The organism is Variovorax sp. (genome assembly GCF_035634955.1).
In the GTDB taxonomy this organism is placed as follows: Bacteria; Pseudomonadota; Gammaproteobacteria; order Burkholderiales; family Burkholderiaceae_C; genus Variovorax.
In genome coordinates, this window is record NZ_DASQBZ010000032.1 from 237,366 (window position 1) to 252,084 (window position 14,719).

General features: G+C 67.1%; 11 protein-coding genes. 1 reads left to right on the forward strand and 10 read right to left on the reverse strand.

Features of this window, described 5'->3' with window-relative positions; genetic code table 11:
• Window positions 1–14: 14 nt before the first annotated feature.
• Together VES41_RS21985 and VES41_RS21990 are read right to left on the reverse strand one after the other, a co-directional pair.
• Window positions 15–2,201 (reverse strand): TonB-dependent siderophore receptor, encoded by a 2,187-nt coding sequence (locus VES41_RS21985; protein WP_324821486.1) that lies wholly within the window; start codon window positions 2,199–2,201, stop codon window positions 15–17.
• A gap of 190 nt (window positions 2,202–2,391) precedes the next feature.
• Complete coding sequence (locus VES41_RS21990) at window positions 2,392–3,339, reverse strand: LysR substrate-binding domain-containing protein (RefSeq protein ID WP_324821488.1); 948 nt, start codon at window positions 3,337–3,339, stop codon at window positions 2,392–2,394.
• Between the two features lie 99 nt (window positions 3,340–3,438).
• On the opposite strand from VES41_RS21990, the gene VES41_RS21995 reads away from it, so the two are divergent.
• The gene (locus VES41_RS21995) at window positions 3,439–4,353 is read left to right on the forward strand and encodes an aldo/keto reductase family oxidoreductase (RefSeq protein ID WP_324821490.1); all 915 of its coding nucleotides are present in this window, start codon (window positions 3,439–3,441) and stop codon (window positions 4,351–4,353) included.
• A gap of 77 nt (window positions 4,354–4,430) precedes the next feature.
• Here the strand turns inward: VES41_RS21995 and VES41_RS22000 are convergent, their stop codons facing one another.
• From VES41_RS22000 to VES41_RS22035, 8 genes are all read right to left on the reverse strand, one after another.
• Window positions 4,431–5,606, reverse strand: coding sequence for an acetyl-CoA C-acyltransferase (locus VES41_RS22000; RefSeq protein ID WP_324821492.1), 1,176 nt, complete (start codon window positions 5,604–5,606; stop codon window positions 4,431–4,433).
• 49 nt (window positions 5,607–5,655) lie between these two features.
• Window positions 5,656–7,146: a M20 family peptidase gene (locus tag VES41_RS22005; protein ID WP_324821495.1), complete on the reverse strand. Its 1,491-nt coding sequence runs from the start codon at window positions 7,144–7,146 to the stop codon at window positions 5,656–5,658.
• Between the two features lie 25 nt (window positions 7,147–7,171).
• On the reverse strand, window positions 7,172–9,271 hold the full coding sequence (locus VES41_RS22010) for a 3-hydroxyacyl-CoA dehydrogenase NAD-binding domain-containing protein (RefSeq protein WP_324821497.1): 2,100 nt from the start codon (window positions 9,269–9,271) through the stop codon (window positions 7,172–7,174).
• 175 nt (window positions 9,272–9,446) lie between these two features.
• Window positions 9,447–10,142 carry an ABC transporter ATP-binding protein gene (locus VES41_RS22015; protein WP_324821499.1) on the reverse strand — a complete coding sequence of 232 codons (696 nt, stop codon included), beginning with the start codon at window positions 10,140–10,142 and terminating at the stop codon, window positions 9,447–9,449.
• A gap of 1 nt (window position 10,143) precedes the next feature.
• Complete coding sequence (locus VES41_RS22020; RefSeq protein WP_324821500.1) at window positions 10,144–10,911, reverse strand: ABC transporter ATP-binding protein; 768 nt, start codon at window positions 10,909–10,911, stop codon at window positions 10,144–10,146.
• Between the two features lie 22 nt (window positions 10,912–10,933).
• The gene (locus VES41_RS22025) at window positions 10,934–12,256 is read right to left on the reverse strand and encodes a branched-chain amino acid ABC transporter permease (protein ID WP_324821503.1); all 1,323 of its coding nucleotides are present in this window, start codon (window positions 12,254–12,256) and stop codon (window positions 10,934–10,936) included.
• A 1-nt stretch (window position 12,257) separates the two neighbouring features.
• Window positions 12,258–13,205: a branched-chain amino acid ABC transporter permease gene (locus tag VES41_RS22030; protein WP_324821505.1), complete on the reverse strand. Its 948-nt coding sequence runs from the start codon at window positions 13,203–13,205 to the stop codon at window positions 12,258–12,260.
• Window positions 13,206–13,313: 108 nt separating this feature from the next.
• On the reverse strand, window positions 13,314–14,549 hold the full coding sequence (locus VES41_RS22035; RefSeq protein WP_324821507.1) for a branched-chain amino acid ABC transporter substrate-binding protein: 1,236 nt from the start codon (window positions 14,547–14,549) through the stop codon (window positions 13,314–13,316).
• Between the last annotated feature and the right edge of the window lie 170 nt (window positions 14,550–14,719).

Consider the following 14,719-nt stretch of genomic DNA (forward strand, 5'->3'; position numbering starts at 1 on the left):
CATGATATTCCCGCTCAGAAGCGGTAGTTCATCGTCAACGTGGCGCTGCGTGGCTCCGCATAGTTGATCTGGCTATACGCGTTGAACATCCCGTAGTACTTCTTGTCGGTCACGTTGTCGACGTTCAGCTGGAGCGACAGTTTCGGGTTGAACTCGTAGCGCGCCATCAGGCTGACCAGCGAGTAGGCGCCCTGCTCCACGTCCTGTTCCACGCCGAGCGGATTCACGGCGGTGGTGTACGTCCTGCTTTGCCAGTTGACACCACCGCCGACCGTCAGGCCGCTCATGGCGCCCGGCAGGCGGTAGGTGGTGAACAGCCGCAGCAGCTTGCGCGGGTAGATGGTGTTGACGTCGGTGCCGTCCTCGTCGCGCAGCGTGTACTGGCTGTAGCCGGCACTGAGGTTCCAGCCGGGCGCCAGCTGGCCGCTCAGCTCCAGTTCGAAGCCCTTGCTGGTGGCGCCGTCGGCGGCGCGGTAGACGGTCTCGGGCAGGCCCCCGATGCCGACGATGGTGTCGGTGGTGGCGATCGCCAGGTTCTTCTGCTTGACCTGGAAGATGGCCGCCGAGGCATTGACCTTGCGATCGAGGAATTCGGCCTTCAGGCCCGCCTCGGCGCTGTCCCCCTCGACCGGGTCGAGGTAGTCGCCGTTGATGTCGCGCGCGTTCTGCGGCAGGAAGATGCTGGTGTAGTTGGCATAGGCCGACACCTGCGGCGTGATGTCGAAGGTCGCGCCCACGAAAGGCGTCACCTCGCCGTTGGCCTTGACCGTGTAAGGGTTGTCGTAGGCGGTGCTGCCCGACTTCTCGTAGTTGGTGACCCGGGCGCCGACGATCAGGCGGAACGGATCGGCCAGATGCAGCCGGGTCGCGCCATACACCGCGTCCTGGCTTGTCTTGTTCTTCTCGTAGAACGTGGGAGCCGACCACAGCGGCTCGGGGTAGCCGAACCCGTCCCAGGCATTGAAGTCCGCAATGATGCCGCCCGCCGGCGTGGCATTGCGGTTGTCGGCGTGGAAATCCTGCCGCGAGGCGACGTAGCCGAACGCCAGGTCATGCCTGCGGCCCAGCGCGTCGAAGCCACCATCGAGCCGGATGGCGAAGTCGTCCTGCTTCGTCTTCACGTCGTACGAGCCGGCGAACGTGCCCATGCCGGCGCCGGTGAATGCATCCGGCGCGCCGGACGCATACAGCAGGTAGGAATCGGCGTGGCGCTCGCCGTGCGTGTAGTTCAGGCGCATGCGCCAGTCGTTGGAAAAGCGCTGCTCCAGCGACGCGAAATAGGTCTGGTAGGTCGTGTTCCAGTGTGTCCAGTCGGCGGCGCTGGTCTTGGAGACGTCCCAATCGGTGAAGGAGCCGTCGGCGTACCACACCGGCAAGCCGCCCCACATCGGGCCCTTGGCCTTGTTCTTCTGGTAGCTCGTGCCGAGGGTCAGCAGCGTGTCGCGCGTCAGGTCGGCCTCGACGGTGGCGAACAGCGTCTGGTTCTTGTTCGACAGGTTGTCGACCCAGCTGTCCTGGTCGCCGAACTCGCCAACGACGCGTGCGCGCACCGTGCCGGCCTGGTTGACCGGCGTGTTCAGGTCGATCAGGGCGCGCTTGTGGTTCCAGGAGCCGGCCTCCAGCTCGAGGTTGCCCTGGAACTGGGTTGCATCGGCACGCTTGCGCACCAGGTTGATGGCGCCGGACGGCTCGCCCGCGCCGCTGGTCAGGCCGGTGGCGCCGCGCACCAGTTCGATGTGGTCGTACATCGCCAGGCTGGTGAATACCTCGCCGGAGCTCCAGGGTTGGTCCCAGGTGGTGGGCACCCCGTCGATCATCAGCGTGTTGATCTCGAAGCCGCGCGAGACGAACTGGGCGCGGTTGGTTTCGTACTGGTTGACCGACACGCCGGTCGTGTTGTTGACGATGTCGGTGATGGTGCGCAGGCCCTGGTCCTCGATGCGTTGCTGCGTGATCACCGACACCGACTGCGGCGTCTCGCGCGGGCTCAGGCTCAGGGGCGTGGCGGTGGCGCTCTGCCGTGAAACATAGGAGCCGGTGCCCTCGGTTGCGCCGGTTTCGGCCGGCGCCTGGATGGTCACGGGCGGCAAGGTGGCGTCCTGTGCATGCGCGAGCAACGGGATCGCCATGGCGAGGCAGAAGTTGAGGCGCTTGAGCCGCCAGCGCACAGGCGCGCTCGCTCCTCCGGAAAGGCTGTTCATATCGGTTCTTGGTGACGGATTCGAATACGGCGAACGGCTGGCACAGCGGCCGACGCCGCCAAGGGACATGCAAAGGCACGACCTGGCACGCGAATGCGAATGATATGCGTTTGTTCCTGCAGTACAAACACATCGTGTCTTTCGTGTAGGCTGAAGGCAACGGCCATGCGCCGTCGCCCCGGCTCGCAGCCTATCGCCCTGACTTGACGAATTCGACGAAGGCCCGCAGCGGCGCCGGCAGGTAGCGACGGCCCGGGTAGTACAGGAACGGCCCGTTGAACGACGGCCACCAGTCTTCCAGAACCGGTACGAGCGCCCCACTGTCCAGGTACGGCCTGAGCCAGTCCTCGAAGATGTGAACGATGCCGCATCCGGCTACCGCCGCCTCGATGGCCAGGTCGACGCCACCGCCCAGGCGCACGACCAGCGGTCCGTTCGGCTCCACGGCGACCTGCTCACCGTCGCGCTCGAACTGCCATAGGGGCATGACCCCGCTCGGGAAGCGGCCCAGCATGCAGGCGTGGCCCAGCAAGTCGCGCGGATGCGCGGGCCGACCGTGCGCAGCCAGGTAGGCCGGGGCCGCGGCGGTGGCCGTGCGCTGCACGCGCGGGCCGATCGGCATGGCGATCATGTCCTGCTCCAGGCGCTCCTCGTACCGGATGCCGGCGTCGCAGCCGGCGGCCAGCACGTCCACGAAGCTCTCCTCGACGACGACGTCGAGCCGGATGTCCGGATACGCCTTCAGGAACGGCGGAACGATGGCCGGTAGCACCAGTCTCGCCACGCTGGCCGGCACGTTGAGCCGCAGCGTCCCCGTGGGCCGGTCGCGGAAGCTGTTGACCACGTCCAGCGCCGCCTGCACCTCGGCCAGCGCCGGCCCGAGACGGTCCAGCATCCGCGCGCCAGCTTCGGTCGGCGCAACACTGCGCGTGCTTCGATGGAGCAGCCGAACGCCCAGGCGCGCCTCGAGGCGCCGGACGGCCTCGCTCAGGCCGGACGCACTGAGTCCGGCCTGCCGGGAGGCTTCGCGAAACCCGCCCGCACGCGCGACGGCCAGCAGGGCCGCCAGATCGGCCAGATCCACCTGCCCAGCGGTGGCCTGCGCGCCGTCCGGCCCATGGATTGGAGTGTTCGCCATTTCGTACAGGTCGTGCACATTGAATGGGCTTATCGTACGCCGCTCCGGCGCCTACAGTGAACCAAGCGCTGCACCCCGCAGCCGACACAAGGTCTTCAGATGAACAGTACGCACACCAATCTCCAGAAGGCGGGCAACGCCGGCAGCTACCGGCTCGGCTCGCGCACCGTCAAGCGCGTCGGCTACGGCGCCATGCAGCTGGCGGGCCCCGGCGTGTTCGGGCCACCGAAGGATCCGCCAGCAGCGGTCGCACTCCTGCGCGAAGCGGTGGAGGCCGGCGTCGACCACATCGACACCAGCGATTTCTACGGCCCGCATGTCACCAACAAGCTCATCAGGCAGGCGCTGCATCCTTATCCCGAAGGCCTGACGATCGTCACCAAGGTGGGCGCGCGGCGTGGCGACGACGCTTCCTGGCTGCCCGCGCAATCGGCCGAGGCGCTGACGCAGCAGGTCCACGACAACCTTCGCCACCTGGGCCTCGATGTGCTCGACGTGGTCAACATGCGCAGCATGCTGGACGTCCATGGCCCGGCGGAGGGCTCGCTTGAGCCCCAGTTGACGGCGCTGGCCGAGCTGCAGCGCAAGGGCCTGATCCGGCACATCGGCCTGAGCAACGTGACGGCGCGGCAGGTCGACGAAGCCCGCCGGATCTGCGAGATCGTCTGTGTCCAGAACCAGTACAACCTGGCCCACCGCGGCGACGACGCCCTGGTGGACCGGCTCGCGGGCGAAGGCATCGCGTACGTGCCGTTCTTTCCGCTGGGCGGCTTCTCGCCGCTGCAGTCGGACGCACTGACCGCCATCGCGAGGCAGTTGCAGGTGACGCCGATGCAGACGGCGCTGGCGTGGCTGCTGCACCGGTCGCCGAACCTGCTGCTGATCCCGGGCACGTCGTCCGCAGCCCACCTGCGGCAGAACCTCGCCGCTGCGTCGCTGACGCTGCCGGCCGAGGTCATGGCCCGGCTCGACGGCCTCGCGCAAGCCCCGGCGGCTGGCGGCGCGCGGCACTGAAGACAAAGCCCCCGGCGCGGCACGCGGCCGCCCGGGGGCTTGAATGCATCAGCGGGCCGCGAAGGCCCGCCGTTCGTTCACAGGACTTCGAAAACGCCGGCCGCGCCCATGCCGCCGCCGATGCACATCGTCACGACGACCTTCTTCGCGCCGCGGCGCTTGCCTTCGATCAGCGCATGGCCGGTCAGGCGCTGGCCGCTCACGCCGTAGGGATGGCCCACCGCAATGGCGCCGCCGTTGACGTTGAGGCGGTCGTCGGGCAGGCCCAGCTTGTCGCGGCAATAGATCACCTGCACCGCGAAGGCTTCGTTGAGTTCCCACAGGTCGATGTCTCCGACCTTCAGGCCGAGCTTGTTGAGCACCTTCGGAATCGCGAAGACCGGGCCAATGCCCATTTCGTCGGGCTCGCAGCCGGCCACGGCAAAGCCCAGGAAGCGGCCCAGCGGCTTGAGCCCGTTCTTTTCGGCGAAGGTCTCGTCGACCACCACGCAGGCGCCGGCGCCGTCGGAGAACTGGCTGGCGTTGCCCGCCGCGATCACCCCGCCGGGGATGGCCGTGCGGATGCCGCTGATGCCTTCGACCGTCGTGCCGGGGCGGATGCCTTCGTCGTTCTCGACCGTCACTTCCTTGGTGCGCAGGCCCATGACCGGGTCGGCCACCCCGGCCAGCACGGTGATCGGGGCGATCTCGTCCTTGAACTTGCCCGCCTCCAGCGCGGCAGTGGCGCGCTGCTGGCTGCGCGCGCCGTATTCGTCCATCGCCTCGCGGCCGATGTTGTAGCGCTTGGCGACCTGCTCGGCCGTCTGCAGCATGTTCCAGTAGATCTCGGGCTTCTGCTTCATGAGCGCCGGGTCGACGAGCATGTGCTTGTTGGCTTCGTTCTGCACGCACGAGATGCTCTCGACGCCGCCGGCCACGTAGACCTCGCCCTCGCCGGCGATGATGCGCTGCGCGGCGGTGGCGATGGTCTGCAGGCCGGACGAGCAAAACCGGTTGATGGTCATGCCCGAGGTCGTGATGGGCAGGCCGGCCTTGAGCGCGATCTGGCGCGCGATGTTCGAGCCGGTGGCGCCCTCGGGCGTGGCGCAGCCCATGATGACGTCGTCCACCAGCGCGCCGTCGATGCCGGCGCGGGCCACGGCCTGCTGTACCGCGTGGCCGCCCAGGGTGGCGCCGTGCGTCATGTTGAAGGCACCCTTCCAGCTCTTGGCGAGCGGGGTGCGGGCGGTGGAAACGATGACGGCACTGGTCATGATGGGTTCCTTTGCTTGTGGAAGGCTTGAGATTCGAACGGAAACGGACTCAGCCCTGCGGCGCGGCGTCGCCGGAGTTGCGCAGGAGCTGATGGTAGAACTGGATCATCTCGACGTAGTTGTCGATCGAGATGCGTTCGTTGGTGCCGTGAAAGCGCGGCAGGTCCTCCGGGCGCGCGCGCACCGGGGAAAAGCGGTAGACGGCTTCGGACACCGCGTCGAGGTGGCGGCCGTCGGTGGCGCCGAGCATCAGGCCCGGTGCCACCACGCCTTCGGGGAACACCTGGCGAATGGTCTTCTGGATGTCGGCGTAGCCGGCGGCGTCGGTCGGCGAGACCGGCGACGGCTCGGCGTTGCCCGGATACGGCTCGACCTTGATCGCCCGGTTGCCCAGCGCGTCGTGCACGTGCGCCTCGACCGACGCCAGCGTGTCGCCCGGCAGCACCCGGAAGTTCGCCGTCGCCTCGACGTGGCCCGGCAGCACGTTGTCCTTGTTGCCGCCGCTGACAATGGTCAGCGCGGTGGTCGTGCGCAGCATCGCGTTGCTGCTCGGACTGGCCTCCAGCTGCTTTTGCACCAGCGGCCCGAACAGCCAGAGGTTGGACAAGGCGACCCGCCCGAACCCGGTCATTTCCGGCGCCAGCGTGTCGAACATGCTGGCGGCCACGCCGCTGATGGATGCCGGCATCTGCCTGGCCTCCAGCCGGGCCAGGGCGCCGCCCATGACGCCGATGGCGCTGCCGTGCAGCGGCGGCATGGACGAATGGCCGGGCGTTGCCTCCAGGCTCAGCCGGAAGCTGGCATAGCCCTTTTCCGCCACGCCGACCAGCGCGGCCGGGCGCGTCAACCCGGGCAGCACGCCCTCGGTAACCAGCAGGCCCTCGTCCAGCACCCACGCGAAGCGCACGCCCTGTGCCTTGAGGCGCTCGGCAATGCGCTCGGCGCCGCGGTGGCCGCCGACTTCCTCGTCCGCGCCGGAGATCAGGTAGATGGTGCGGCGCGGCTTGAAACCGCTCTTGGCCAACTGCTCGATGGCTTCCATCTGCGCCAGCAGGTTGCCCTTGTCGTCCCAGGCGCCGCGGCCCCAGACGAATCCGTCGCGAATGGTGCCGGCAAACGGTTCGGCCTGCCACTTGTCCTCGGTGCCCGAGGCGATCGGCACCACGTCCTGGTGCGCCATCAGCGCGATCGGCTGCGCCTTCGGGTCGGTGCCGGCCCAGACATAGACCAGCGCGTTGGCACCGGGCTGTTCCAGCCGCAGCGTCGCGTGCAACGCCGGAAACTGCTGCGCCAGGTAGGCGTGCAGGCCGGCGAACTGGTCGTCATTGGCGTGCGGATCGTCCAGGCTGCTGATGGTGCGAAAGCGCACCGCGCCGGCCAGCCGTGCGGCCGCCGCCTGCGCGTCGACCGGCACCTTCTGCAGCGGCGGCGCGGCGACCTGTCGCGACGGCGTGCGCCACGTCCTGATGCCCAGCACCGCCGCCAGCACCACCAGTGCCAGCAGCAGGAACAGGAATGCGCGCTTGAAGAGACGGCTCATCGGCAGTGGCGGGCGGGGCGGCGCCTCAGAACGTCTTGCCTTCGGCCGCCAGCTTCTGGATCAGCCCGGCGGGCTCCCAGAAGGCGCCGTCGTCGTTCGGGTTGGCGGCAAAGCGCTTCATGGTGGCGGCGACGTTGTACAGCCCGACCTGGCTGGCGTAGTGCATCGGGCCGCCGCGCCAGACCGGGAAGCCGTAGCCGGTGAGGTAGACCATGTCGATGTCGCCCGCCTTGGAGGCGATGCCGTCCTCGAGGATGTGCGCCCCTTCGTTGACCAGCGCGAACACCAGGCGCTGCACGATTTCCTCGTCGCTGATCTTGCGCGGCGTGATGCCGAGTTCCTTGCGGTGCTCTTCCACCATCTTGTTGACGAGCTCGGACGGAATGGCGTCGCGCTTGCCGGGCTTGTAGTCGTACCAGCCGGCGCCGGTCTTCTGGCCGAACCGGCCCAGTTCGCACAGCTTGTCGGCCGTGCGGCTGTACTTCATGTCGGGCGTTTCCACGGCGCGTCGCTTGCGGATCGCCCAGCCGATGTCGTTGCCGGCCAGGTCGCCCATGCGGAACGGGCCCATGGCGAAGCCGAACTTCTCGATCGCCTTGTCGACCTGCTGCGGCGTCGCGCCCTCGTCCAGCAGGAAGCCGGCCTGGCGGCTGTACTGCTCGATCATGCGGTTGCCGATGAAGCCGTCGCACACGCCCGAGACGACGGCCGTCTTGCGGATCTTCCTGGCAATCGCCATCACGGTGGCCAGCACGTCCTTGGCGGTCTTCTCGCCACGCACGACTTCCAGCAGCTTCATGACGTTGGCCGGGCTGAAGAAGTGCATGCCGACCACGTCCTGCGGGCGCCTGGTGAAGGCGGCGATCTTGTTCACGTCCAGGGTGGAGGTGTTGGATGCCAGGATGGCGCCCGGCTTGGCCACTTCGTCCAGCTTCTTGAACACCTGCTCCTTGACGCCCATCTCCTCGAACACGGCCTCGATGATGAGGTCGCAGTCGCCCAGATCGTCGTAGCTCAGCGTGGTCGACAGCAGCGCCATGCGCTGGTCGTACTTGTCCTGCGCCAGCTTGCCGCGCTTGACCTGGGATTCGTAGTTCTTGCGGATGGTGGCGACGCCGCGGTCGAGCGCCTCCTGCTTCATCTCGAGGATCTTCACCGGGATGCCGGCGTTGAGGAAGTTCATCGAGATGCCGCCGCCCATGGTGCCGGCGCCGATCACGCCGACGGTCTTGATCTCGCGCTTGGGCGTGTCGTCCGCCACGTCGGGGATCTTGCTGGCGGCGCGCTCGGCCACGAAGATGTGCCGCAACGCCGACGACTCCGGCGTGAACATCAGCGCGGTGAACACGCGGCGCTCCTCGGCCATGCCGTCGTCGAACTTGAGCTTGGTGGCCGCCTGCACGGTTTCCACGCACTTGACCGGCGCCGGGAAGTTCTTGGCCATGCCGGCCACCATGTTCTTGGCGAACTGGAAGTAGGCATCGCCCTGGGGGTGCTTGCACGGCAGGTCGCGCACGCGGGGCAGCGCGCCGCCCTTGGCGGCCACGTCCTTGGCGAAGTCGATCGCCTCCTGCACCACCGAGTCGACCGATGCGGCCATCTTGTCGAACAGCTTCTGGCCCGGCAGGCCGGCCAGCAACTCGCTCTTGACCGGCTCGCCGCTGACGATCATGTTCAGCGCCGTCTCGACGCCGAGCACGCGCGGCAGGCGCTGCGTACCGCCGGCGCCCGGGATCAGGCCGAGCTTGACTTCCGGCAGCGCCACGCTGGTGCCCGGCGCGGCCACGCGGTAGTGGCAGCCCAGGGCCAGCTCGAGGCCGCCGCCCATGCATACAGAATGGATGGCCGCCACCACGGGCTTGGTGCTCGCCTCCAGCAGCGCGATCACCGACAGCAGGTTCGGTTCGGCCAGCGCCTTGGGCGAGCCGAATTCCTTGATGTCGGCGCCGCCCGAGAAGGCCTTGCCGGCGCCGGTCACGACGATCGCCTTGACGGCCGCGTCGCCCAGTGCGTTGGCCAGACCGTCGGCGATGCCGCGGCGCGTGGCATAGCCCAGGCCGTTGACCGGCGGGTTGTTCAGCGTGATCACGGCGACGTCGCCGTGCACTTTGTATTCAGCCGTCATGCTGCGTTCCTTTGATTGGGAGGAAAGGGAATCCGGGCCCCGGAGGGAGCGAGGCAGCCCGCCGGCAACGGGCCGGGGCTGCCACTTGTCACAAAAAGCACGAGTGTTCTTTTTTGCGCATTCTAGGACCTTCGCGCGGGGCCCTGGAGTCGCGGCCGGGACAAAAGCCGGCCGCTCAGACTTCCAGCCATTCCTTGCGGGTGGCTTCGTCCGCGCGCAGGCCGTCGGGCGTACCGTCGAACACGATCGCGCCGTGGCCCATCACCAGCGCGCGATCGGAGATGTGCATCGCGATGGTGAGCTTCTGCTCGATGAGCAGCACCGAGATGCCGCGAGCCTTGAGTTGCTGCAGGTACTGGCCGACCAGCTCGACGATCTTCGGCGCCAGGCCTTCGGTCGGCTCGTCGATGATGATCAGGTCGGGGTCGCCCATGAGCGTGCGGCACAGGGTCAGCATCTGCTGCTCGCCGCCCGAGAGCACGCCGGCCTCGGTGTGCTGGCGCTCCTTCAGGCGCGGGAACATCGCGTACATGTCGTCGAAGCCCCAGCGGCTGCCCTTCCCCGAACCTTTCATGCCGAGGATCAGGTTCTGGTGCACCGTCAACCTGGGAAAGATGTCGCGGTTCTCGGGAACGTAGCCGATGCCCAGGTGGGCCACCTCGTACGCCTTGCGCCCCAGGATGCTCTTGCCGCGCCACGTCAGGCCGCCCTCGGCGTGCACCAGGCCCATGATGGCCTTGGCGACGGTCGAGCGGCCGGAGCCGTTGCGTCCCAGCAGGGCGACGATCTCGCCCTTGCCGACCTCGAACGAGACGCCGTGCAGAACATGGCTCTTGCCGTAGTAGGCGTGCAGGTCTTGCAGATTCAGCATGTCAGTGTCCTCCCTGGGCGATGGCCACGGGCGAGCCGAGGTAGGCCTCCTGGACCCGCGGGTTGGCGCGCACCGCCTCGGGCGTGTCGAAGGCCAGCACTTCGCCGTAGACCACCACCGCGATCTTGTCCGCCAGCCCGAAAACCACGCCCATGTCGTGCTCGACGGTCAGCAGCGTCCGTCCGACAGTCACCTCCTTGATGAGCGCCGTGAAGTGCTCGGTCTCGGTCTTGCTCATGCCGGCGGTCGGTTCGTCCAGCAGCACCACCTCGGCGCCGCCGGCAATGGTGATGCCGATCTCCAGCGCGCGTTGCTCGGCGTAGGTCAGGTTCATTGCCAGCACGTTGCGCTTGCGCGCCAGGCCGATCTGCTGCAGCAACTGTTCGGCGCGCTCGTTGGCATCGTCCAGGCGCGAGAGAAAGCGCAGGAAGGTGTAGCGATAGCCGAGCTTCCACAGCACGCCGCAGCGCAGGTTCTCGAACACGCTCAGCTTGGGGAAGATGTTGGTGATCTGGAAGCTGCGCGACAACCCCAGCCGGTTCACCTCGAACGGCCGCAGGCCGTCGATCCGCTTGCCGTTGAGGAACACCTCGCCGCTGCTGGGTGCCAGGCGCCCGCTGATGAGGTTGAAAAGCGTGGACTTGCCGGCGCCGTTCGGTCCGATGATCGCAATGCGCTCGCCAGCGCCGACCGCGAGGTCGACGCCGCGGATGATCTCGGTGCGGCCGAAGCTCTTGCGCAGGTTCTTGAGTTCGAGTGCGTAGGTCATGTGATTCCTGTGGCTCCCTGTCTCACTGTCCGTCGCGGCGCTTCTGCTCCGCCTCGATCTCTTCCTGCGCTCCGCCCCAGATGCGCACGAAGCGCCGCCGCACCAGGTCGAACAGGCCCAGCCCGACCAGCAGCGCGGCCGTGGCCCCGATCCAGGCGCCCGAATGCGAGGTATCCAGCTCGAAGCCCGCCAGGGGCACCAGCGGCCCCAGCGCCGCGTTGAGCTGCATGTGGTAGATCATCTCGATCAGCACCGCGGCACCGGCCACGGCGATCGCCGCAGTCGCCAGCAGGCCCAGGTAAGGCACGACGAGCCGCTTGAACTTGCCCGCCGCGGCCACCCGCACGTTGATCATGATCAGGCTGGCCACGCCGCCGGGCGCATACATCACCATCAGCAGGAACACCAGGCCCAGGTACAGCAGCCAGGCCTTGGTCAGCTCGGACAGCAGCACCGAGGCGAACACCAGCAGCACCGCGCCGATCATCGGCCCGAAGAAGAAGGTGGCGCCACCGAGGAAGGTGAACAGCAGGTAGCCGCCGGAGCGGATCGCGTTGAGGCTGTCGGCCGCATTGACGATCTCGAAGTTGATCGCCGCCAGCCCGCCGCCGATGCCACCGAAGAAGCCGGCGATGATGAACGCGAAATAGCGCACCCGCTGCGTGTTGTAGCCGATGAACTCCACGCGCTCCGGGTTGTCGCGCACCGCGTTGAGGATGCGCCCGAGCGGCGTGCCGGTGAAGGCGAACATGGCCGCCGTGCAGATGAAGCAGTACGCGGCGATCAGGTAGTACACCTGGATCTGCGGGCCGAAGGTGATGCCCAGCAATGGCTGGCCGTACACCCGGTTGGTGGTCACGCCGCCCTCGCCGCCGAAGAAGCCGGGGAACATCAGCGACATCGCCGCCACGAGCTCGCCGATGCCCAGTGTGATCATGGCGAAGGTCGTGCCCGACTTCTTGGTCGTGACGTAGCCGAACAGCATGGCGAAGAAGGCCCCGCCCAGGCCGCCGACGATCGGCACCAGCACCAGGGGCAGCGGGATCTTCCCGTCGCTCGCCAGGTTCATGCCGTGCACGGCGATGAACGAGCCCAGGCCGACGTAGACGGCATGCCCGAAGCTGAGCATGCCGCCTTGGCCCAGCAGCATGTTGTAGCTCAGGCAGATGATGATCAGGTAGCCCATCTGCGAGAGCATCGTCAGCGCCAGGCTGCTGCGGAACAGCAGCGGCGCGACGATCAGCGCAATGGCGAACAGCGACCAGACCAGTAGACGCCCCTTGTTGACGGGGCGGCGGCCGCCCAGCGCGGGCGTCGAAGTCGTGGTGGTAGTGGTGGCGTTCATGTCAGTCCTCCCGCGTTCCGAGCAGGCCCCTGGGGCGGAAGATCAGGATCAGCACCAGGAACAGGTAAGGCAGGATCGGCGCGACCTGCGAGATGGTCAGCGACAGCAGCGGATAGGCGAAGTTGTCCGGGCCGACGGTGATGCCCATGGCCTGCAGGGTCGAGACGCCCGAATGGTCGAGCGCCACCGCGAAGGTCTGCACCAGCCCGATGAGCAGCGACGCGAGGAAGGCGCCGGCCAGCGACCCCATGCCGCCGACCACCACCACCACGAAGATGATGGAGCCGACCGAGGCCGCCATGGCCGGCTCGGTGATGTAGGTGTTGCCGCCGATCACGCCGGCCAGCCCGGCCAGCGCCGCGCCGCCGCCGAACACGAGCATGAACACGCGCGGCACGTTGTGGCCAAGCGCCTCGACCATGTCCGGATGCTTGAGCGCCGCCTGGATCACCAGGCCGATGCGGGTGCGGGTGAGCAGCAGCCAGACCGCCAGCAGCATCAGCATGGCCACCAGCATGATGAAGGAGCGCGACTTGGGGAATTGCGTGCCGTAGAGCGTGAACAGCGGGCCCTGCAAGGCTTCCGGCAGGCCGTAAGGCACGGTCGAGCGGCCCCACACCAGCTGCACCACTTCGAGGATCAGGTAGGACAGGCCGAAGGTGACCAGCAGCTCGGGCACATGCCCGAACTTGTGCACCCGGCGCAGGCTGAAGCGCTCGAACGCCGCACCGAGCGCCCCGACCAGCAGCGGCGCGATGAACAGCGCCGGCCAGAACCCCACCACGCCCGAGAGCGTGTATGCGAAATAGGCGCCCAGCATGTAGAAGCTGGTGTGGGCGAAGTTGAGCACGCCCATCATGCTGAAGATCAGGGTCAGCCCGGAACTCAGCATGAACAGGAGCAGCCCGTAGCTGACGCCGTTCAGCAGCGAGATGACGAAGAATTCCATCTTTCCTCCACTCCCCTCGAAAGAGAAAAAAAAGGGCCCGATCGCGGGGTCGGGCCCTGGGTGCCTGGGCCGCGCGCTGGCAGCGGCCCGTTGGCGCCGTTCTCGCGATCAGCTCGCCGGACGCTTCATCTGGCAGGACGTGGGCGTGCTGGCCACGTAGGCGTCGTAGAACTTCACCGGTGCCAGCGTGTAGCCGGTGTTTTCCGGGCTGTACGGATACTTGGCGCTGGTCTTCTCCCAGCGCGTGATGTAGAGGCCCTGCTGCATCTGGTGATCGGCCTTGCGCAGCTCCACGTCGCCGTTGTAGCTCGTGAACTTCATGCCTTCGAGCGTGGCGGCAACCTTGAGCACGTCGGTCGACTTGGCCTTGGCCATGGCTTCGGACAGCGACAGCAGCACCGTGTAGAGGTCGGTCGTGTAGATGTCGTCGTTGAAGCGCTTCTTGTACTCGTCGGCCCACTTCTGCATCTGCCCGCCCATGTTGTAGTGGGCGTAGCCGACCTGGTAGACCTTGCCGGCGGACGCCGCGCCCATGGCGGTGGGGGTGCCGGTGGTCACGGCGTAGTAGGTGAAGAACTTGACGTTCAGGCCGGCGTCGTTGGCCGCCTTGATCAGCAGCGCCAGGTCGGAGCCCCAGTTGCCGGTGATGACCGAATCGGCGCCTGACTGCTTGATCTTGGCGATGTACGGCGAGAAGTCCCGCACCTGCGCCAGCGGATGCAGGTCGTCGCCGACGATCTCGATGTCCGGCCGCTTGACCTTGAGGTTTTCCTTGGCGAACTTCGAGACCTGCTGGCCGTGCGAATAGTTCTGGTTGAGCAGGTAGACCTTCTTGACGTCCGGCTGCTCCTTGATGAAGGTCGTCAGCGCCTCCATCTTCATCGACGTGTCGGCGTCGTAGCGGAACTGCCAGTAGCTGCACTTGCTGTTGGTCAGGTCGGGGTCGACCGCGGCGTAGTTGAGGTAGAGCGCTTCCTTGCCGGGGTTGCGCGCGTTGTTCTTCTCCAGCGCGTCGATGATGGCCAGGGCCGGGCCGGATCCGTTGCCCTGCAGGATGTAGCGGGCCCCCTGGTCCATGGCCGAGCGCAGGGCCACGGTGGTTTCCTGCGGGCTCAGCTTGTTGTCGATGGCGATGACCTCGAACTTGACGCCGGCGGCGTTCTTCTCGTTGAGCTTCTCGGCAAAGAATTGCAGCGTCTTGAGCTGGTTCGTGCCCACCGCGGCCATGAGGCCCGACAGCGGGTCGAGCCAGGCGAGCTTCACGGTTTCGCCCTTCTGGGCGAAGGCACCGGTGGCGCTGGCAGCCAGAACGCCGGCCGTCACGATCTTCAAAGCGAACTTCATACAGGTCTCCAGGGTTTGCAGGGCATCGATGCCCGAAGGGACGAGAGAATTACAAGCGCTTTCAACCGGGGGCCTGCCCAGGGATTGCCCCTAAGCTATCACGCAAGTGACAGCTCGCAGAACCCGGATGCTACCGGCCGGTAGGAGTCATGCACGAATGCGGTGCTCCG